An 18,231-nucleotide genomic window follows, 5' to 3' on the forward strand; every position below is an offset into this window, starting at 1 on the left:
CCCCGGCAGCGGCTCACGCCCGCGGCAGCAGCGTGAGGACCTCCTCGCCGCCGGGGACCGCGTCCCGGGCGGTGCGCGCGTCCAGCCACGCCTCGAACCGCTGCTCCGACAGCGGTCGCGAGATCAGGTAGCCCTGCCCCACGTCGCAGCCCATCTCCACCAGCTGCTCCCGGGCGGCGTCGTCCTCCACGCCCTCGGCCACCACGGCCAGGTGCAGCGAGTGCCCGAGCTCCACGATCGAGCGCACCACCGCCATGTCCGACAGGTCGGTGCCCATGCCGAGCACGAAGCTCTTGTCGATCTTGACCTCGTCCACCGGCAGCCGCCGCAGGTAGGCCAGCGAGGAGTACCCGGTGCCGAAGTCGTCGACCGCCAGCACCACCCCGAGGGCGTGCAGCCGCCGCAGCACCGGCAACGAGCGCTCCGGATCCGCCATCACGCTCGACTCGGTCAGCTCGAAGGTCACCAGCTCCGGCGGCACCCCGTACCGGTGCAGCCCCTCGGCGACCCGGTCCGGGAACTCGGCGTCGCCGAGGTTGCGCACCGACAGGTTCACCGCCACCGACATCCGCATGCCCCGGTCGAGCCACTCACGCACCTTGCGCAGGGCGCACTCCAGGACGAACGCCGTCAGCGCGTCCACCAGGCCGGTCGCCTCCACCACCGGCACGAACTCGTCCGGATCGAGCCGCCCGTACTCGGGGTGCGACCAGCGCACCAGGGCCTCGGCGCCGATCACGCGGGACCGCGGCAGCGAGACCTTCGGCTGGTAGTGCACCTCCACCTGCCCCGAGTCCAAGGCGTGGCGGAACTGCGTCACCAGCTGGAACCGGCGCAGGAACACCTGGCCCATCGCGGGCGCGTAGCCGCGCACCCCGTCCTCGCCGCTGCGCGCGGCCCGCAGCGCCATGTCCGCGCGCTGCAGCAGCGTGTCCACGTCGGTCTCCGGCTCGCCGTCGCCGGGGTGGGTCGACACGTACCCGACCACCGCCGTGGCCTCGATCACGATGCGGTCCAGCGGGTACGGCTCGCTCAGCGCGCCGTGCAGGCGCTCGGCGGCCGCGTGCGCCTCCTGCTCGGTGTGGTCGAGGAGCAGCACGGCGAACGAGTCCCCCTCCAGGCGGGCCAGCGGCACCGCGCCGAGCTGCTCGCGCAGCCGCTCGCCCACCGCGATCACGAGGCGGTCGCCCCACATGTGGCCGAGGGCTTCGCTGACCGTGGTGTGCACCTCCAGGTCCACCCGCAGCACCACGGCCCCGCGCCCCCGGTCCGCCCACCGCCCGGAGATCAGGTCGGCGATGTGCCCCGCCGCGACCTCGCAGAACCCGGTGCGGTTCAGCAGCCCGGTCAACGGATCGTGGTAGGCGTCGTGCCGCAGCCGCGCCAGCAGCCGCCGGTTGTCCAGCGCGGTCGCCAGGTGGCTGGTCAGCGTGTGCAGCAGGCGCACGTCGGCGCGCCCGAAACCGCGCCAGCGGCTCAACCGGTCGTGCACCTCGATCGTGCCGAGCAGCTGGTTCGCCCCGCGCAGCGGCGCGGCGAGCGTCTCGTAGGCGCCGCGCCGGGCCAGCGCCCCGCGCACCTCCTCGGGCGCGTCGCCCACGCGGTACGAGCGGACGTGCTCCCCCGGCAGCAGCGAGAGCGGATCGCCGGCGGGCAGCTCCGCGGCCTCCGGTGGCAGCTCCTCACCGGCGACGACGGTGCGGTGCTCGCTCCGCCGGTGCCCGTTCCGGCGGTGCTCGGCCGGGGCGGGCGCGGAGCCGCCGGCGGGCGGGTGCGCGCGCTTCCGGTGCTGCTCCGCGCCGGTGGCCGTCCCCTCCTCCGCCCGGTTCGGGTCGGTGAGCAGCCGCAGCACGACGCGCTTGGCGTTGAGCTGCTCGCGGATGCGCTCGGCCATCGGATCCCACTCCGCGGCCCAGCCCTCGTCACCCCCGCTGCGCGCGTCGCGGGAGAAGCGCGCCGTCTGGCCGGAGCGGGCCACGCGCAGGCTCACGTCGCTGAGCGTTTCCAGGTCCCGCTGCTCCCGCAGCAGGCCGGAGTAGGCCCAGTAGAGCACCGCCACCCCGGTGGCGACGAGCACCACCAGCAGCCACCCCCAGGCCGTGCTGCGGGTCACCTCGTAGCCGACGAGGCCGACGGCGGTGTTGAACAGCCCGACCGCCAACGTGCGCACGGCCAGGCGCACGCCACCGGAGATGCGCATCGGCCCGCCCAGCACGTACACCGCGGCGAGCGCGCAGCCGCAGCTGATCAGCGAGGACATCAGCGTGCCGACCACGGGACCGAACCACTGCGGGGCGAGGCCGAGCAGCGCCCGGTTGAGCGCGTGGGCCGCGGCGAACGGCAGCGCCGTCTCCAGCAGGAGGACGCCGGAGTTGTACACCGCGTGGGTCGCCGCGCGCCTGCCCAGGTTCGCCGCCAGCCCCGCGCCGACGTTCGCGATCAGCACCACTTCGAACGGCGCGACCAGCATCCCCATCAGCAGGGGGATCTCGGTGAACGAGATCGTCCAGCCGACGCGCCGCACGTCCACGTCGATCGTGAACCGCTCGGCGAGCAGGAACCCGAAGAACAGCGCCGGGGCGGCCAGGAAGAGGTCCCCGTCGTAGCGGAACGGCAGCCACCAGGAGACGAGCGCCGCGACGACGAGCCCGCAGCCGAGCACCGCCCCGGAGAACTTCCGGAACCGCCTGCGGCGGACCGGGTCCGCATCGGAGCGCACCGGGGGGCGCACCTCCGCGTCGGAATGCGGCGGGCGGTGACGTTGGATCATCAGCGCACCTCCCCGCCCGCTGGTCCGGGCCCACCGGTGCGGTGGGACCCGGCTCGTCGAGCCGGGTCCCACCGCACGAACAGCGTCCGACGGGCTGATCCTCCCCCACGAACAGCGGATGAGGCCAGACTGCGCGCTGCCCGCACCCGCGGGAGGGGGGCGCGCAACGCGCACCGCGTCCGGGACCCCGCGATGACCTGCTCCGAACGCCCGCCGGAGGGGAAACCCGGGCGGTGTGACAATCATCAGCACAACGCAGCCGGAAGGGCACGCTTCGCGTTCCCGCGGACGCGTTCCGTAGCAGGCGGGTGGCCGCGGGGGCTCAGCCCGGCTCGAACTCGTCGAGGAAGTCCCGCGCGGCCCGGTCGAGGTCGGCCAGTCCGGACTCCTCCACCGGCACGTGCCCCGCGCCCCGCAGCGGCGCGTACCGGGTCGGCCCGCCCGGGGCCACGTCCATCCGCGCGAGGAACGCGCGGGAGACCGCGGGCGGCAACCACCGGTCCTCGTCCGGGCAGGCCAGCAGCAGCGGCGGGCCGGTGTACACCTCCGGCGGCACCACCGGCGCGCTGCCCAGGCAGGTGCGCGCGAGGCGCAGCGGCAGCCCGCTCGCCCCGCCGAGCGGGTCGGCCAGCACCAGCTGCGCGAACCGGCTGTTGTTGCTGACCGCGGCGAGGTTCGCCACCCACGTCATCGGCACGCGCACCGCGTCCAGCGGCGGGGGGACGAACGGCAGCGCCCGCGCCCACCGGGCGTAGCCGGGGTGCGCGGCCAGCCTCCGGCGCACCGCCGGGTGCCGCGCGTCGGCCAGGCAGGTGGCGATCACCGCCGCCACGTCGGCGCCCGCGGCGGCCACGTCGTAGGCCAGACGACCGCCGGTGCTCAGCCCGAACAGCACGACCGGGCGCGGGTCGCGGGCGCGCTCGGCCCGCACGAGCAGCCGCAGGCACTCCACCCACCGGGTGTAGCTGGCCGGGCAGCACCGGTCGCGGTTCTCGCGGCTGAGCCCGAAACCGGGCAGGTCCGGTGCGAGGAACTCGTACTCGGAGAGCCCCGGCAGGCGGCCGAAGGGTGCGAGCATCCGGCCGTAGGTGCCGACCCCGTGCAGCACGAGCAGTTTCGCCCGGGCCTCCGGGCGCGCGACGCGGTCGAGGTGGATCCGCCCGGCGCACCCGCGCCACCACTCCTCGTCCGGCGCGCCGCCCTCGGGCATGCGCAGCGCTGTCGGGAAGAACTCCTGGTACCGCCGCCAGTGACCGCTGTCGCGGTAGGTGGGGCCGGCCATGTCGCCGGCGGTCGAAGCGCACGAAGGCACACCCCGAACATAGGACATCGGGGCGGAACGCGAAGTTCGCGCAACCGCGGCCTCCGGGTGGCGCAGGGGCCTTCGGACGTTCGGAGCAGCCCGCTGCGCCCGGCGGCGATCCCCGCGCGCCCGCAGCCTGCCCGGCACGTCCGCAGCGCGGGCGCGGCCCCCGAGCGCGGTGGCACCATGCACCTGGATCCTCCCGGGCCCGGTGTCCCGGGAACGGGGTGCTGCTGCGGTGCGGCGAAGCAGGAGGGATGACCGGTGCGGCTGTCCGCGGAGCAGGCCCGCTGCTGGTTCGGCGGGGCGCGCGTGGCGCGGTTGGCCACTTCCGACGGGACGCGTCCGCACCTGGTCCCGGTGACCTTCGCCGCCCGCGGCGACCAGGTCGTCACCGCGGTCGACCACAAGCCGAAGAGCGGCCGGCGGCTGCGCCGGCTGCGGATCATCGAGGCCAACCCCCGCGTGTCGCTGCTCGCCGACCACTACGAGGACGCGGACTGGAGCCGGCTGTGGTGGGTGCGCGCCGACGGGACGGCGGCGATCTCCACCGCCGCCGAGCACCCGGAGCTGGTGCGGGCGCTGTGCGAGCGCTACGAGCAGTACCGCCGGCAGCCGCCCTCCGGTGAGCTGATCGTCGTCACCGTCGAGACCTGGAGCGGCTGGTCCGGCGGCGCGTGAGGGGCGGGGCTCACCCGGGTTCGGTGTGGAAGACCAGCTCGTCGGCCTTCGCCAACCCGTCGTCGAGGGCGCGGCGCTCCTCCGCCGGCAGCGACTCGGCGAACCCCTCGCCGCCGGCCCGGGCGAGCACCATGAGGCGCTTCGCGATGCCGCGGGCCTGCGACAGCCGCACGTGCTCGGCGGCGAGCTCCTCGCGGGAGGTGTGGATGAGCTTGCGGTAGCGGTGGTTGAGCACGGCGCGCTCGTCGACCACGTCCAGCGCCGCGGACAGCTCACCGAGCTCGGCGGTGGCGACCTGAATCTCGCGCGGGTCCGACACGGTCCCACCGTACTGGCCCGCGCGGTGGCGGCGGTGACCGCGCCCGGAGCCGTATGGTGGAGGGCATGGCGATCGACCGGGCGGGACGGGCACGGCGGCGGTGGCGGCGGCGTGCCACCGACCGGACGTCCGGGGCGGGGCGCGAGCACCGCCCCGCCCGCGAGCACCGGCCCGCCGCCGGCGCGGTGCTCGGCGTGGACGGCCTGTTCAACCCGGGCGCCCAGCACCAGCAGGAGCACCTGCGGCGCGTCGAGCTGGTCACCGAGGACGACCGCTCCGCGAGCGCGGGCGGCGGACCGCTGGACCTCGATTCCGGGGTGGTGCGCCTGAGCCCCGCGGACTCGCGCGAACCGGGCGCAGCGGCGCAGTAGCAGCGCAGCGAGGGCCCGGCGCAGCTCGGGCACCGCGGGACGGTTGCGCGGGCGAGCATGGCCACGCGGGTGCGCCCTGATCTACACTGCCGAGCGCGCAACGGCAGGCGGACAGGGGCGCACGGCCGCGTCCGCGGGGGCACCGGGCCGGCGGCGCGGGATCGGTCCGCACGAGCCCGCACCCCGTGCTTCGCGGCCGATCCGGCACCGCACGTCGACGGGGTGAACGATGGACCTGGCATCGCCTCTTCCGCTCGTGGAGACCAGCGGTGCCGTCCACTACGCGTCGATCCCCCTGTTCACCGCCGTGATCGGGTGGATCACCAACGCCACCGGCGTGTGGATGCTGTTCTACCCGGTGCGCTTCCGCGGCGTCCGGGTTCCCGGGCTCGCCGCCCTGGCGCAGCTCCTGCCCCGCAAGGTCCTCCAGGTCCCCCTCGGGATCCGCAACGGGCACCTCGGCTGGCAGGGGATCATCCCGTCCCGCGCGGCGAAGATGGGCAGCGTCGCCGTCGACAAGGGACTGTCCAAGCTCGGCACCCAGGCGGAGTTCTACGAGCAGCTCGACCCGGACGTCATCGCGCGGCACATCCTGCACACCTCCGACAAGGAGATCGACGCGCTGATCGACAACCTCGTCAAGACCTGGTACCCGACCTTGTGGGCCACGGCGCCCGGCCGCGTGCGCGACGCCATCCACGACCGGCTCGCCGGGCAGCTGCCGGAGATCGCCCGGTCGGTGACCCGCGGCATCGGCTCGGACATCGACCAGATCCTCGACGTGAAGATCATGGTCATCCGGCACATGGAGCAGGACCCGGCGCTGGCGAACAAGGTCTTCTACGAGGTGGGCAAGCGCGAGCTGCGCATGATCGTGCACTTCGGCTTCCTGTTCGGCCTGCTCCTGGGCGTCCCTCTGGTCTTCGTCACGGCGGTGTTCCCGCACTGGTGGGTCCTGCCCGTGGCGGGAGTGGTGATCGGCCACGTCACGAACTGGCTGGCCATCGCCGCGATCTTCGAACCGGTGCAGCCGCGGAGGATCGGACCGCTGCGGATCCAGGGGCTGTTCCTGCGGCGCCAGCGGGAGGTCGCCGACATCTACGCGCGCATCATCGCCGACGAGGTCATCACGCTCGACAACATCAGCCGGGAGCTCTTCCACGGGCCGAGCGGGGACCGCACGAGCAGGGTGATCGAACGGCACCTCCGCCCCGCCGTGACCCGCGCGGTCGACTCGGTGCACATCCCCCTGCGGTTCACGCTCGGGCAGCGGCAGTACCGCAGCATGACCGGGACGATGGCGCGGAAGGCGGGGCAGTTCAGCGACGTGTCGCTGCGGGACGCCGCCTTCAGCCGCAAGCAGAGCGAGAACATCTACCGGCTCGTCGCCGAGCGCATGCGGAGCATGGGCCCGGCGGACTTCGCCGAATCCCTCCGGTCGGCGATCAAGGAGGACGAGTGGCTGCTGATCCTGCACGGCGCCGCGCTGGGGCTCCTCGCCGGAGCGCTGCACGTCGTGGTCTTCGGAGCCTGACGTGAGCGACCCCGAGGTGAGCGACGACGGCGTGGGCGGCCCCGACGGGAGCGGCTCCGGTGCCCCGGCACCGGGGCGCGGCCGGGATCCGGGAGACGAGGACGCGTCCACCGTGGTGCTGCGCGCCCTCCCCGGTGTGGCCACGGTCTTCGCGCACGGGGCGTTGCGCACGAGCCTCTGGGCCACGGGCACCTCGCTGCGCATCGGCCACCGCGTCCTCCAGGGCACGCTCTCCGGGGAGCCCGCGAACGCTGTGCTCGAGCAGGTCGCCGACGAGGCCCGCGAGTCGGTGCGCAGCGCACTGGGCATGAGCGACCTGCCGGATCCGCTGTCCAGGGTCCTGCGCGAGCGGGTGGAGGCGAGCGGGAGCGCCACCTCCACCAGGCAGCTGAGCGTGTCCGAGCGGTTCGCCGCGCTGCTCGACGCGTCCAGCGAGGTGCGCGGAGTGGACGGCGAGCACCCCGCCTACGTGCGGCTGGTCAGCGAGCTCTCCCCGGACGAGGCGCGGATCCTGCGGCTGTTCGCGCGCGAGGGGCCGCAGGCGGTGGTGGACGTGCGCGCGAAGCGCGCGTTCGGCTCCGGCGGGCGGCTGGTCGCGGGCGGGATCACGATGATCGGCCAGCACGCGGGATGCCGCCGCTGCGAGCGCGTCCCGGCCTACCTGGACAACCTCCTCCGGCTCGGGCTCATCGCGTTCTCCCGCGAACCGCTGCCCGAGCAGAGCGCCTACGACGTCCTCGAGATCCAGCCGGCCGTCACCGAGGCCCTGCACGAAGCCGGCCGCGCGTCCACCCGCCGCTACCGGATCGAGCTGACCGCGTTCGGCCGGGACCTGTGCACCGTCGTCGGCCTGCGGCCCGCGGAGTGAGCTCTCGTCCCTACGCGATGCGGGTCGGCTCGGAGCGCCCGAGGACCTCGCCGTGCTCGTCGAGGGCTTCCACCGCGACGTACCCCTCGGTGGTCGAAATCCTGGCTCCGGTCTCGAACCCCCGGCGGGGAACCTCCTGCTCCGGGGTCAGCCGGTCCGGCGCGGGGCCGCTGCGCACGCGCCACCGGGCGACCTCGGTGGCGCCGTTCCAGCTGGCGTGCACCGCGGTGCCGTCCCCGTCCGGGCGGGTGGCCACGTCCGGGTCCGTCGCGGGGCGTCCCACCCAGGGTTCCCGGTAGGCGCGGTAGGACTTCAAGCCGCCGGACAGCTCGGCCTCGTGGCGCACGGACCGGTCCGGGCCGAACTCGGTGTAGCCGGAGCCGCCGCCCCAGCCGGTGAAGGCGTTGCCGCTGCCGAGCAGCTGGTAGTTGCCCATGTTCGGGCTCAGCTCCGGCGCGGGCCGCCAGTCCTCCCGGACGGCCTCGGCCGTGCCCGCCTCCTCGTCGAGGCGCAGGACGAGCCCGCGGGAGCGCTCCTTCTCCGGAACGCCGTTGTCGAACAGGCTGATCGTCCCGTCCGGCCGCCGCTGCGCGTCGTGCTGCCACTGGAACTGCGCTTCGGGCGGCAGGGAGTAGTCGGTCTCCGTGCCGTTGAGCCGCCACTGCACCCGCCCGGTGTTCCGGTCGATCTTGTACACGGCGTGCGTGTTGCGCGCCGAGAGCAGGAGGTTGCCGTCGTGGTCCAGATTGACCGAGTTGACGTGGAAGTAGTCCCACGGAACGGCCTTCGTGTCCTCCGGCAGTTCCAAGTAGGACTCGTCGAGTCCGATGTGCTCGGTGGCGCGCCAGTCCAGCAGCACTTCTCCCGTTTCGATGTCCACCTCCTGCACCGCGTTCTCCAGCAGCCGCCCGTCCGCCGGCCCCCCGACCGGGCGCAAGTCCGCGGGGACGGCCCGGTAGCCGAGCAGCAGCGCCGTGCCCCGCGGGGTGATCCGGAACTCGTGGATGTCCGCGTCGAACCCGTTGCCCGCCTGCACGCGGGCGATCTCGCGGTAGGAGCGGTCGCGGATCACGGCGGTCCCCTCGCCGTATCCGGGCGGAGCGATCAGGTCGCCCTCCCAGTAGGTGAGCACCGGCTGCCCGCGGTACTGCTGCTTCTGCAGGTCGAAGATCGCCTCGCCCGGCTCGGCCGGGTGGAACCACACGGGTTCGCCCCGCTCGTCCGTGATCAGGGCGCCGGACTGCCCGGGGGATTCGCGGGTGGTGGGGATGGCCGCCTCGTCGGAGTTCACCGGCGAGCGGAGGATGTAGCCGTCTTCGGTCCCGCGCGGCGGCACGGTCACCTCGGTGCGCGGCGGGTGGAGGTCGGGGCGGGTGACGTAGCGGTGCCCGGCTTCGCGGAACGGCCCCGTGCTGCCGCCGGTGAGGCCCGCGCAGGCGAGGGCGAGCACGATCACCGCGGCCGTGCGCGGGCCGCGCCGGCCCGAACGCGGGAGGCAGTTCGCTGCGTCGGCGCGCTGCGCCCGTTCAGGCATGGTGCGGTTCCCTCCGGTCCTGCTACGCCCCGCGGAGGCGCAAGCCGGGGGAACGTGCGAGTCGCATCGACCGTTGAGGGCTTGCCCCACCGAATTGTTTCACCCTCCGAGGATGAAACACCCGTACGGGTTACCACATGAGTGTTGCCCGGACCAGGGGCGACAACCGGCGGCGCGGGCAGCGCTGAACGACCGCGAGACGGCTACCGCACCGGAATCGCCCGCACAGCGGTTCTTCCACGAGCCCCCGTGCGCACGGGCGGATGGTGCAGACTCGGCGGGGTGCGGCGACGCGGAATCTGCTACCTCCTGCTCGCGGCCGTGCTGGTGGCCGGTCCGCTCCTGGTGCTGCTGGCCGGGTTCGAGTTTGCCCTGCGGCTGGTCGAGCAGAAGCGGTTCGGCGCGCTGTCCCGCTGGTCACGATCGCGGTGCTGATCGCGCTGCTGTGGCCGTTCTGGCGGGCGCTGCTGCACGCGCCGCCCGAGCGGCCGGGTGTGGCGATGGATCGAGCCGAGTTCCCCTGGCTGTGGCGGTTGGTCGACGAGGCCGCCGCGATGGCCGACGTCGCAACGGTGTCCGAGCTGCTGGTCAGCGATGACGTCGCGGCGGTGGCGCGCTGCGACGGAAAGTGGCTGGGACCGCGGTGGGGCCGGTGGCGGCTGCGCCTCGGCGCCGGTGCGGTTAGCGCCTGCCCTGCGGACGGTCTGCGACTCGCGATCGCCGCGGAACTCGCCGGCTGGCGCACCCCCGGCGCGCGGCTGCGCCGCACGGCCCTGCCCTCCGCTGAGGTGCGCGCCGTGCTGGCCGAAGCCGACCTGGTCGCGACGAGCCGGTGGGCACTGGGCGCGTTCCACCGCGCGGTCCGGCCAGTGGTGCGCGGGTGCGTGCTGGCCGGCGACGCGGCGGTGGCGCGGGACCGCCGAGGCGGGCAGCGCCACCGACGAGCGGTTGCGCATCCTCGCCTCCTGGAGCGCCGAGCACCAGCCCGCCCAGGGCGGCAGCGCCTGACGGGTGCACGCGCTCCGGCGAGGCCGCCGCGCTGCCGGTGGCGCGGGGGCTACGCCCGCGCCCGAGCGCGCACCGCGCGGACGGCCCGCTCGACGACCAGGTAGGCCGCGAAGGACGCGCCGAGCACGGGCAGCAGAACCGCGAGCACCGCGAAGCCCAGCAGCAGCGGTACCGGGACGGTGCGCAGCAGCGGGCCCGCGCGCGGTGGTGCGCCGAGGCCCCCGGCGGGGCGGCGCAGCCACCACGTGCGGCAGCCGGCGAGGACCAGCGCGGTGGTGCCGAGGGCTAGCAGCGTCAACCCGACCTGGTTGACCAGCCCGAACAGCTGGGCCTGGTGGAAGGCGATGCCCAGCGTCGTGGCCTTGGCCAGCAGCGGGTAGTCGCTCCACTCGACGCGATCGGCGATCCGGCCGGTGTCGGGGTCGACGGCCACGCTCGTGGCGGTGATCGGCCAGCGGTCGTCCTCGACGGTGGCCGTCCACGCCTGCCCGGGCTGCTGCGCCGGTTCGAGCTCCACCACCCCGCCGAGCCCGGCGTTCCGCGCGGCGGCGGCGACCCGCTCGACGTCCCGGTCGACGTCCGCGGAGCGCTGCTCGGCCGCCGGGTCGGAACCGCGTCCGGGCGCGTGGTCTCCGGCCGCGGCCGTGCCTGCGAGCTGGGTGGACACCGCGGGCGTGTCGGAGTGCAGCTGCGAGCGGGCCAGGTCGATCCAGCCGCCGGCGTAGTTCGTCCAGGTCAACCCGGTGCCGACGAGGAGCGCCAAGCCGAGGAGGAGCCCGACGCCGAGCGTGCCGTGCAGCGAGCGCCAGCGCGCCCGGCCGGGGCGGGAGAACCGGAAGGCCCGCCGCAGCGCGCGGCGGTCGCGGGGCCACCACAGGTACAGCCCCGTGAGCAGGGAGACGAGCACCCAGCTGGCGGCCAGCTCGGTCAGCGGCTCGGCCACCGGGCCCAGGCGCCAGCTGGAGTGCAGGTTGCGCAGCCACTCGTCCGGGCGCTCCGCTTCGACGATCTCGCCGGTGACCCTCGCCGAGGCCGGATCGACGTAGACCGTGGTGGCCCCCGCGGGCTGGCCGAACCTGTCGGACCCGGCCTCGGGCGGTGCGAGCGCGACGCCGGTGGTCTCCTCCCCCTGGGGGGCGTCCGGAGCCGGCGGGGTCACGGTGGACACGTCCCAGCCCGGGTGCTGGGCGCGTGCGGCCCGCACCTGTTCGCCCAGCGGTCGGGGCGGCCCGTCGGAGACGGCGGTGAGCGCATCGCGGTGCAGCAGCTGCTCGATCTGCGGGTTCCAGGCGTAGAGGATTCCGGTGACCGCCAGCGACAGCACGATCGGCGCGGCCAGCAGCCCGCCGAAGAAGTGCAGCCGCCACAGCAGCGGCCGCAGCGCGGAGCGCCCGCTCCGCCGCTGCGCACTCGGGTCCTCGTCGCGCCCCGAGGGGGTCTCGGCGGCGGCGTTGTCCTGCCGGGCGGTCACGGTTCGCCTCCGGGCTCGGCGGTGATCCTGCTGACCACCGAGTCGCCCGGAGCCACCGGTGAGTTCCCCGCCCCGGGGATCAGTGACGCGCGCCACGACGGCGCGCCCGCCCCTCGGGGCTCGAACCGCCACCGGAGCGGCGCAGTAGCGTGGCGACCGAGCGAGTGCGGCCGGTTTTCGTGGGAGAGCACCGATCGATATGCGAACCGAACAGCCGTTGACCTGGGTCTCGGCGTTCACGAGCTGGGAGTGGTCACTCTGGGACGGCGTCGTGCTGGCCCTGGCCGCCGCCTACGCGGCAGGCGTGCTCAGCTGCCGCCGGAAGGGGCAGCGGTGGCCGGTGTCGTGGGTGTGCTGCTTCCTCGGCGGCCTGGTGGCGTGGGCGCTCGCCGTCAACAGCGCCGTCGGCGTCTACAGCGACGTGCTGTTCGCGGTGCACATGGCCCAGCACCTGATCCTGATCATGCTCGTGCCGGTCCTGCTGGCCCTGGGACGCCCGCTGTCGCTGTGGGTCTCCGCAGCGGCGACGCCGGAGAAGGAGCGCCGCCGGGAAGCGCTGCTGGGCTCGCGGCCCGCGGGGGTGCTGACCCACCCCGCCGTGGGGTTCGCCCTCTACAGCGCCGTGCTCATCGGCACGCACCTCACGCCGTTCCTGCAGGTCCGGTTGGAGAACCCGGGGCTGGAGCACGTCGAGATCGCGGCCTACGTGCTCAGCGGCTACCTGGTGTTCCTGTCCGTCATCGGCGGGGAACCGGTCCGCTGGCGCCGGGTGCCCTACCTGCTGCGGATCGTGCTGCTCATGGCGGGCATGCTGCCGGACACGCTCGTCGGCGTGGTGCTCATGATCGTCCCGCACCCGGTGGCGCCCGCCTTCGCCGCCGCGCACCCGGGCTGGGGGCCGAGCCTGCTGGCCGACCAGCAGCTGTCCGGTGCGATCATGTGGTTCTTCGGCGACGCCGGCATGGCGGCGGTGGCCGCGGTGATCCTCGGCATGTGGTCGCGCTCGCGCAGCTCCGAGGCCGGGCTGGGCAGCTGGCTGGAGGCGGCCCGCCGCAACACCCTCGCCGAGACCGGGGACTCCCCCTCCTCGTCGCTGGGCGACGACGCGGACTCCGAGGAAGCGCTCGCGGCCTACAACGCGATGCTCGCCCGGCTGCACCGCGGATCGCGCAGCTCGGGTGACGAAGAGCACTGACCACCGGATCGCCTCGGCCGGGAACTTCCCGCGATCGTCACCCGACTCCGTGACCGGAGGCGGAGTCGAAGCAGAAGGAGTCGCGCCCGTGGACCACATGGCCATGAGCACGCCGCTGTTGCCCGAGTGGGCCCGCTGGGCCTGGTCCGCGGTCTTCCTCGCGATCACCGCGGTGCACGTCTGGCACGCGGCATCGATGCGGAGTCAGCCGCGCTGGTGGCACGTCGGGCACACGATCATGGCCGTCGGCATGCTGCTGATGTACGCGATGCCGCACATGGGGCATTCGGCGACGTTCCGCCTCGGGCTCGCGGTCTTCGTGCTGCTGGCCGCCGCGGAGGCCGCGACCGCGGTCGTGCTGCGCCGCCGCGAGGGGGTGCTCAACCCGCTGTGGGCGGGCGCGGCGGTCGACAAGCTCGTCATGGTCTACATGCTGGCCCTGCCCATGCGGGGACCCGCCGCGGTGACGGCCGTCCTGGTCGTCTACCTCGCCCTGCAGGTCATCGCCTGGTCCTTCGACCTGTGGAGCCGCGTCGCGGTCGTGCGCCCGGCCACCGTCGGAACGGCGGCCACCGTGCCGGCGGGCGGTCCCGCGACCGCACCGGTGGAGCGGGGCGCGGGCGTCGGACTGGTCGCCGACAGCACCCCCGCCGTGCGGGTCAGCCTCGCGCTGATGGCGGCCGGCATGGGGCACATGCTGGCGGCCTCCCTCGTCTGAGCCCGCCGGGCGAGGTCCCGCGGAATCCGGCGCCTGCCCGGCGGTATGACGCCGTGCACACCCCGCGGCCGGACGTCGTCGCTCCCCCGACCGGATGGCTAGGGTACCCCCATGCGCTCCCAGTCCGAGGACGATCGCCTCACCGCACTGGCGCTCGCCGCCCGTGCCGGTGACCACGCGTCGCTGGAGGAGCTCGTTGCCGGAACGCAGCGCGACGTGTGGCGCTTCATCGCCCACCGCGCCGGGGTCCGCGCGGCGGACGACCTGGCGCAGGAGACCTACCTGCGGGCGCTGAAAGCGCTCCGCCGCTTCTCCGGGCGCTCCTCGGTCCGGGTCTGGTTGCTGTCCATCGCCCGCCGCGTCGTCGTGGACAACATCCGCTACGAGCGGTCCCGCCCCCGGACCGACACCGGGCTCGACTGGACGTCCGCCGCGGACCGCGATCGGGTCGCGGCCGGGTTCGAAGACCTCGTCGAGGTGAACCTGGTGCTCAGCGGGCTCGACGAGGAGCGCCGCGAAGCGCTCCTGCTCACCCAGGTCCTGGGCCTGTCGTACCAGGAAGCGGCAGGCGTGTGCGGCTGCGCCGTCGGCACCATCCGCTCCCGCGTGGCGCGCGCCCGCGAGGACCTGCTCGCCTCCGAGCACCAGCCCTCCGAAGGAACCGGGTAGGACGAGGAAGCACCGATGCGACACCTGCCCCACCGCTCCGCCCGCTCGCGCGGGCCGCGCGGGAACTGCGCCCACCTGCCGCACGACAGTATGGACGTGGACTGCGACACCTGCCGCGAAGCGCTCTCGGCCCGGCTCGACGGGGAAGCCCCGCCCGTCCCGGCCGAGCACGTGGAGCAGCACCTCGCGGAGTGCTCGGCCTGCCGGTCGTGGGAGCAGCGCGCACGCGACCTGTCCCGCTCGCTGCGCCTCCGCCCGGTGCACCCCGTCCCGGACGTGTCCCGGTCCGTGGTGGAGGCGGCGGCGAGCCGGCCGCGCCGACCGGCGCGCTGGCCGCGCGTGCTGCTCGCCTGCGTGGCCGTGTGCCAGATCGCGCTCGGCGCCTCGCAGCTGACGGGCCTGCCCGGGTCCGGCGGGGACCACGCGGAACGCGCGCTGACCGCCGGGCACCTGTTCAACGAGAGCACCTCGTGGAACCTCGCGCTCGGCCTCGGGCTGCTCTGGTGCGCCTACCGCGTGCGCGCGAGCGCGGGGCTCATCCCCGTGCTCTCCGCGTTCCTGGCCGTGCTCACGGGGTTCTGCGCGGTCGACTTCGCCAACTCCGCGGTGTCCGTCTCCCGCCTGGCCGCGCACGGACTGCTGGTCCTCGGCCTCGTCTGCCTGCTGCTGGTGCACCGCAGCACCACGCACCGGCGATCGCAGCCGGCCGCCGAGGAGCCCCGGAGGAGCGACTCCCCCGACGACGTCGGCAGCACCGAGCGCCGCCGCGCACCCGCCGGGGACGCGGAGGACCACCGCGGCCCGCTCCCGCCCGCGGGACTCCGCCGAGCGGGGTAGCGCGGAGCGGCTGCGAACCCGCTACCCCCGGCCGGTCGGCCGCCCCGACCGGCCTGGTGCCGCGGAGGCGCGCTGCGCCGCTCCGATCGCGAAGTGCCCGGCCGGCTCGGGTGAGCGCGCACCCTCCGCCGCGCCGGATCAGGCGGGGGAGGCGGGTCCGGGCGGCAGGTGGACGGTCATGATCAAGTGGCAGGTCCCGGCGCCCGCGCCGCGGTAGGCGTGCGGGGCGTCGCCGTCGAACGTGGCGGTCTGCCCGGCCTCGACGGCGTACTCGGTGCCGTCGACGAGCAGTGTCATCCGGCCGGCGATGACGCTGACGGTTTCCACCACGCCGGCCTGGTGGGGGTGGCTGGGGTACTCCTCGCCGGGTTCGAGCTGCCAGCGCCAGAGCTCGGTCGGAGCCGCGCCGGAGGTCGTCAGCACCAGCCGGGCCTGACCGCCCCGCGCACCGCTCCAGAGGGGGGCCACCTCGTCGGTGGTCACCACGCGCACGCGGTCCTCGGCCGGCCCCTGCATCAGGGCGGACACGGAGATGCCGAGGGTGTCGGCCAGGCGCACCAGGGTGGCCAGGTTGGGGTTGCCCTCGGCCTTCTCCAGCCCCACCAGGGCGCCCTTGCTGACCTCGGCGCGACGGCCGAGCTCATCCAGCGACAGGCCCGCGCGGAGCCGGGCCGCGCGGACGTTGTGCGCGACCGCCCGCAGGGCCGCGGCCGTCTCGATCATCGGAGCCCCCTCCTCGCTGCTGGACAGTTTACTGCACCGCGCGGTCGTTTTGTTGACACCCTTCGGTCGGTTCAATGTACAGTCTGGTCGTTCCATTGAAAGTAAGGATGTGCCGTGTTCGCTCTGCTGCTGGCCCTGGGCAGCTCGCTGGCCTACGGGTGCGCCGACTTCTTCGGCGGTCTCGGTGCCCGCAAGGCGCACGCGTTGCGGACCGTGGTGGTCGCGGCTCCGGCCAGCCTCGCGGTCGAACTGCTGCTGTGGCCGGTGCTCGGCGCGTCGTTCGGCCCCGCGACGCTGGTCTGGGGTGCCGCGTCGGGGGTCGCCTCGGCCGCCGCGTTCGTCCTGCTCTACCGCACCCTGGCGATCGGGCCGATGAACGTGCTCTCCCCCGTGACCGCGCTGGTCTCCGCGGCGCTGCCCGTCGGTGCGGGCCTGCTGCAGGGCGAGCACCTGACCACGGCCGGAGCGGTGGGCCTGCCGCTCGCGCTGGTGGCGGTGGTGCTGGTCAGCGCCGGCCCCGGCGCGGGCTCGGCGCGGCCCTCGCGGACCGCGCTGCTGCTGGCCTTCGGCGCGGGCGCGGCCATCGCCGGCCAGCTGATCTGCCTGCACCAGGCTCCGTCCGACAGCGGGGTGGCTCCGCTGATCGTCGGCCGGGCGGTCTCCTCGGGCGTCACCCTGGCCGCGGCGGGACTGGTGCACCGCAAGCTGGGACCCGAACGCCCCGCGTACGCGATCTCGGCAGGTGCGGGCGTGCTGGACTCGGTGGCGAACCTGCTGTTCCTGCTCGCCGCCCGCAGCGGCAACCTCGCCGTCGTCGCCGTGGTCGTCGCCCTCTACCCCGCCGGCACGGTCCTGCTCGCCTGCGGCGTGACCGCCGAGCGGGTCCACCGCGGCCAGCTCGTCGGCCTGGGCACCGCCGCCGTCGCCGTGAGCCTGCTGGCCGTGACCTGAACGCGCGTGCGCCCGCTCACCGAATCGAGGAGGACAGCATGTTGGTGCATCCCTGGGACGCCGGCCTCGACGACGCCGAACGGCAGGACTGGATCGCCGAGGGCCACGACTTCGGGCAGCTGCGCGTCAACGGCCCGCCGGGACAGCCGCCCACCGTCGTGCCGACCCACTTCACCTGCGACGGCGAGCACCTGCTCGTCCACCTCGCCCGCCCCAATCCGGTGTGGACGGCGATCGAGCGCGATCCGAACGTCGCCGTCGCGGTCATCGGCGACTACGCCTTCGTCCCCGGCGCCTGGCGCGCCAAGGCCGGCACCCCACCGTCCGAGGGGGTGCCCACCAGCTACTACGCGGCCGTGCAGTTCACCTGCCGCGCCAGCATCGTCGACGACCCCGAGACCAAGGCCGAACTGCTGCGCCGCCGGCTGGACCGCATCGGTCCCTGGAACTCCTGACCACCGCCCGCCCCGCACACCGGAAACGGAAGAGCCCCATGCCCGCCTTCTCCCTCACTCCCGCCATCGCGGACGCCTTCGGCGACGCCCGCATCGCCCTGGTCACCGCCACCGGCCTGCGCGGCCGCGAACCCTGGCCGGGGACCACCGCCGCCCTCGAACGGCTGGAACAGCAGCTCGCCGAGGGCACCTGGCAGCCCGCCGACGAGACCGACCCCCGCATCGCGGCCTGGCACACCGCCTACCGCTCCTTCGGCACCAACCCGCGCCGCACCCGTCCCAGCGTCGACGCGCTCGGCCGCCGCCTGGCCAAGAAGGGAGCCCTGCCGCGCATCAACCCGGCCGTCGACTCCTACAACGCCGTCTCCGTCCACCACGGACTGCCCGCCGGCGCCTTCGACCTCGACCACGTCACCGGCGACGTCGTCATCGGCCACGCCGACGGCACCGAGTCCTTCACCCCGCTCGGCGAACCCGACACCCTCGAGAACCCCGGGCACGGCGAGATCATCTACACCGACACCACCGGCGTCCTGACCCGCCACTGGAACCACCGCGACGCCCACCGCACCCGCGTCACCGAAGACTCCGCGCACGTGGTCTTCGTCCTCGAGACCCTCCAGTCCACTCGCGACGGCGAGCTCCTCGGAACCGCAGCCGAGGAACTCCGCGCGCTGCTGTCCCCGCACGCGGAGCGGACCGCAGTGGACCACCTCACCCCAGCACGACCCCGAGTCGCGGTCTGACCGGAGAGCTCATCACCTCCGCAGGGGAGTGTCGATCTAACGGTGTAACTACGGTGCCTGCAAGGCTCGGCCCGGTCG

The 18,231-nt window shown here is 74.4% G+C and carries 19 protein-coding genes; 13 read left to right on the forward strand and 6 right to left on the reverse strand.

Annotated elements, in window-relative coordinates; translation table 11 throughout:
• Positions 1-13: 13 nt before the first annotated feature.
• Positions 14-2,770, reverse strand: coding sequence for a putative bifunctional diguanylate cyclase/phosphodiesterase (locus ACVGV0_RS21075; RefSeq protein WP_459157421.1), 2,757 nt, complete (start codon positions 2,768-2,770; stop codon positions 14-16).
• Positions 2,771-3,092: 322 nt separating this feature from the next.
• Positions 3,093-4,082 carry an alpha/beta hydrolase gene (locus tag ACVGV0_RS21080; protein ID WP_459157422.1) on the reverse strand — a complete coding sequence of 330 codons (990 nt, stop codon included), beginning with the start codon at positions 4,080-4,082 and terminating at the stop codon, positions 3,093-3,095.
• Between the two features lie 255 nt (positions 4,083-4,337).
• On the opposite strand from ACVGV0_RS21080, the gene ACVGV0_RS21085 reads away from it, so the two are divergent.
• The gene (locus tag ACVGV0_RS21085; protein WP_459157423.1) at positions 4,338-4,754 is read left to right on the forward strand and encodes a TIGR03668 family PPOX class F420-dependent oxidoreductase; all 417 of its coding nucleotides are present in this window, start codon (positions 4,338-4,340) and stop codon (positions 4,752-4,754) included.
• A 10-nt stretch (positions 4,755-4,764) separates the two neighbouring features.
• Here the strand turns inward: ACVGV0_RS21085 and ACVGV0_RS21090 are convergent, their stop codons facing one another.
• The gene (locus ACVGV0_RS21090; RefSeq protein WP_459157424.1) at positions 4,765-5,073 is read right to left on the reverse strand and encodes a hypothetical protein; all 309 of its coding nucleotides are present in this window, start codon (positions 5,071-5,073) and stop codon (positions 4,765-4,767) included.
• A 65-nt stretch (positions 5,074-5,138) separates the two neighbouring features.
• Here ACVGV0_RS21090 and ACVGV0_RS21095 point away from each other — a divergent pair, with 65 nt between their 5' ends.
• The 3 genes from ACVGV0_RS21095 to ACVGV0_RS21105 all read left to right on the forward strand — a co-directional run bounded on the left by ACVGV0_RS21095 (position 5,139) and on the right by ACVGV0_RS21105 (position 7,846).
• Positions 5,139-5,444 carry a DUF6191 domain-containing protein gene (locus tag ACVGV0_RS21095; RefSeq protein ID WP_459157425.1) on the forward strand — a complete coding sequence of 102 codons (306 nt, stop codon included), beginning with the start codon at positions 5,139-5,141 and terminating at the stop codon, positions 5,442-5,444.
• A 229-nt stretch (positions 5,445-5,673) separates the two neighbouring features.
• On the forward strand, positions 5,674-6,978 hold the full coding sequence (locus ACVGV0_RS21100) for a hypothetical protein (RefSeq protein ID WP_459157426.1): 1,305 nt from the start codon (positions 5,674-5,676) through the stop codon (positions 6,976-6,978).
• Between the two features lies 1 nt (position 6,979).
• On the forward strand, positions 6,980-7,846 hold the full coding sequence (locus ACVGV0_RS21105) for an Abi-alpha family protein (protein WP_459157427.1): 867 nt from the start codon (positions 6,980-6,982) through the stop codon (positions 7,844-7,846).
• Between the two features lie 10 nt (positions 7,847-7,856).
• On the opposite strand, the gene ACVGV0_RS21110 is transcribed toward ACVGV0_RS21105, so the two are convergent.
• Positions 7,857-9,380 (reverse strand): arylsulfotransferase family protein, encoded by a 1,524-nt coding sequence (locus ACVGV0_RS21110; RefSeq protein WP_459157428.1) that lies wholly within the window; start codon positions 9,378-9,380, stop codon positions 7,857-7,859.
• Between the two features lie 282 nt (positions 9,381-9,662).
• On the opposite strand from ACVGV0_RS21110, the gene ACVGV0_RS21115 reads away from it, so the two are divergent.
• Positions 9,663-9,815, forward strand: coding sequence for a hypothetical protein (locus ACVGV0_RS21115; protein ID WP_459157429.1), 153 nt, complete (start codon positions 9,663-9,665; stop codon positions 9,813-9,815).
• Positions 9,809-10,492: a M48 family metalloprotease gene (locus ACVGV0_RS21120; protein ID WP_459157430.1), complete on the forward strand. Its 684-nt coding sequence runs from the start codon at positions 9,809-9,811 to the stop codon at positions 10,490-10,492. The genes ACVGV0_RS21115 and ACVGV0_RS21120 overlap by 7 nt, the downstream gene beginning before the upstream one ends.
• Here ACVGV0_RS21120 and ACVGV0_RS21125 read toward each other — a convergent pair.
• Positions 10,438-11,859, reverse strand: a complete 1,422-nt coding sequence (locus ACVGV0_RS21125) for a PepSY-associated TM helix domain-containing protein (RefSeq protein WP_459157431.1) — start codon at positions 11,857-11,859, stop codon at positions 10,438-10,440. The two genes, ACVGV0_RS21120 and ACVGV0_RS21125, sit on opposite strands and share 55 nt — an antisense overlap.
• 199 nt (positions 11,860-12,058) lie before the next feature.
• Between ACVGV0_RS21125 and ACVGV0_RS21130 the strand changes: the two genes are divergently transcribed.
• The 4 genes from ACVGV0_RS21130 to ACVGV0_RS21145 all read left to right on the forward strand — a co-directional run bounded on the left by ACVGV0_RS21130 (position 12,059) and on the right by ACVGV0_RS21145 (position 15,278).
• Positions 12,059-13,054, forward strand: a complete 996-nt coding sequence (locus ACVGV0_RS21130; RefSeq protein ID WP_459157432.1) for a cytochrome c oxidase assembly protein — start codon at positions 12,059-12,061, stop codon at positions 13,052-13,054.
• An 88-nt stretch (positions 13,055-13,142) separates the two neighbouring features.
• Positions 13,143-13,772 (forward strand): hypothetical protein, encoded by a 630-nt coding sequence (locus ACVGV0_RS21135; protein WP_459157433.1) that lies wholly within the window; start codon positions 13,143-13,145, stop codon positions 13,770-13,772.
• Between the two features lie 111 nt (positions 13,773-13,883).
• Entirely contained in the window at positions 13,884-14,441 is a 558-nt protein-coding gene (gene sigC, locus ACVGV0_RS21140) for an RNA polymerase sigma factor SigC (protein ID WP_459157434.1), read from the forward strand.
• Positions 14,442-14,537: 96 nt separating this feature from the next.
• On the forward strand, positions 14,538-15,278 hold the full coding sequence (locus ACVGV0_RS21145; protein WP_459157435.1) for a zf-HC2 domain-containing protein: 741 nt from the start codon (positions 14,538-14,540) through the stop codon (positions 15,276-15,278).
• 138 nt (positions 15,279-15,416) lie between these two features.
• Here the strand turns inward: ACVGV0_RS21145 and ACVGV0_RS21150 are convergent, their stop codons facing one another.
• On the reverse strand, positions 15,417-16,001 hold the full coding sequence (locus ACVGV0_RS21150; protein ID WP_459157436.1) for a helix-turn-helix domain-containing protein: 585 nt from the start codon (positions 15,999-16,001) through the stop codon (positions 15,417-15,419).
• Positions 16,002-16,115: 114 nt separating this feature from the next.
• On the opposite strand from ACVGV0_RS21150, the gene ACVGV0_RS21155 reads away from it, so the two are divergent.
• The 3 genes from ACVGV0_RS21155 to ACVGV0_RS21165 are packed head-to-tail and all read left to right on the forward strand — an operon-like array spanning position 16,116 to position 18,153.
• A complete protein-coding gene (locus ACVGV0_RS21155) occupies positions 16,116-16,952 on the forward strand; it encodes an EamA family transporter (protein WP_459157437.1) in 837 nt (278 codons plus the stop codon).
• Positions 16,953-16,990: 38 nt separating this feature from the next.
• Positions 16,991-17,407: an FMN-binding negative transcriptional regulator gene (locus ACVGV0_RS21160; RefSeq protein WP_459157438.1), complete on the forward strand. Its 417-nt coding sequence runs from the start codon at positions 16,991-16,993 to the stop codon at positions 17,405-17,407.
• A gap of 38 nt (positions 17,408-17,445) precedes the next feature.
• Positions 17,446-18,153, forward strand: coding sequence for a B3/B4 domain-containing protein (locus ACVGV0_RS21165; protein ID WP_459157439.1), 708 nt, complete (start codon positions 17,446-17,448; stop codon positions 18,151-18,153).
• The last annotated feature ends 78 nt before the right edge of the window (positions 18,154-18,231 follow it).

It is taken from the genome of Salinifilum ghardaiensis (assembly GCF_054491345.1).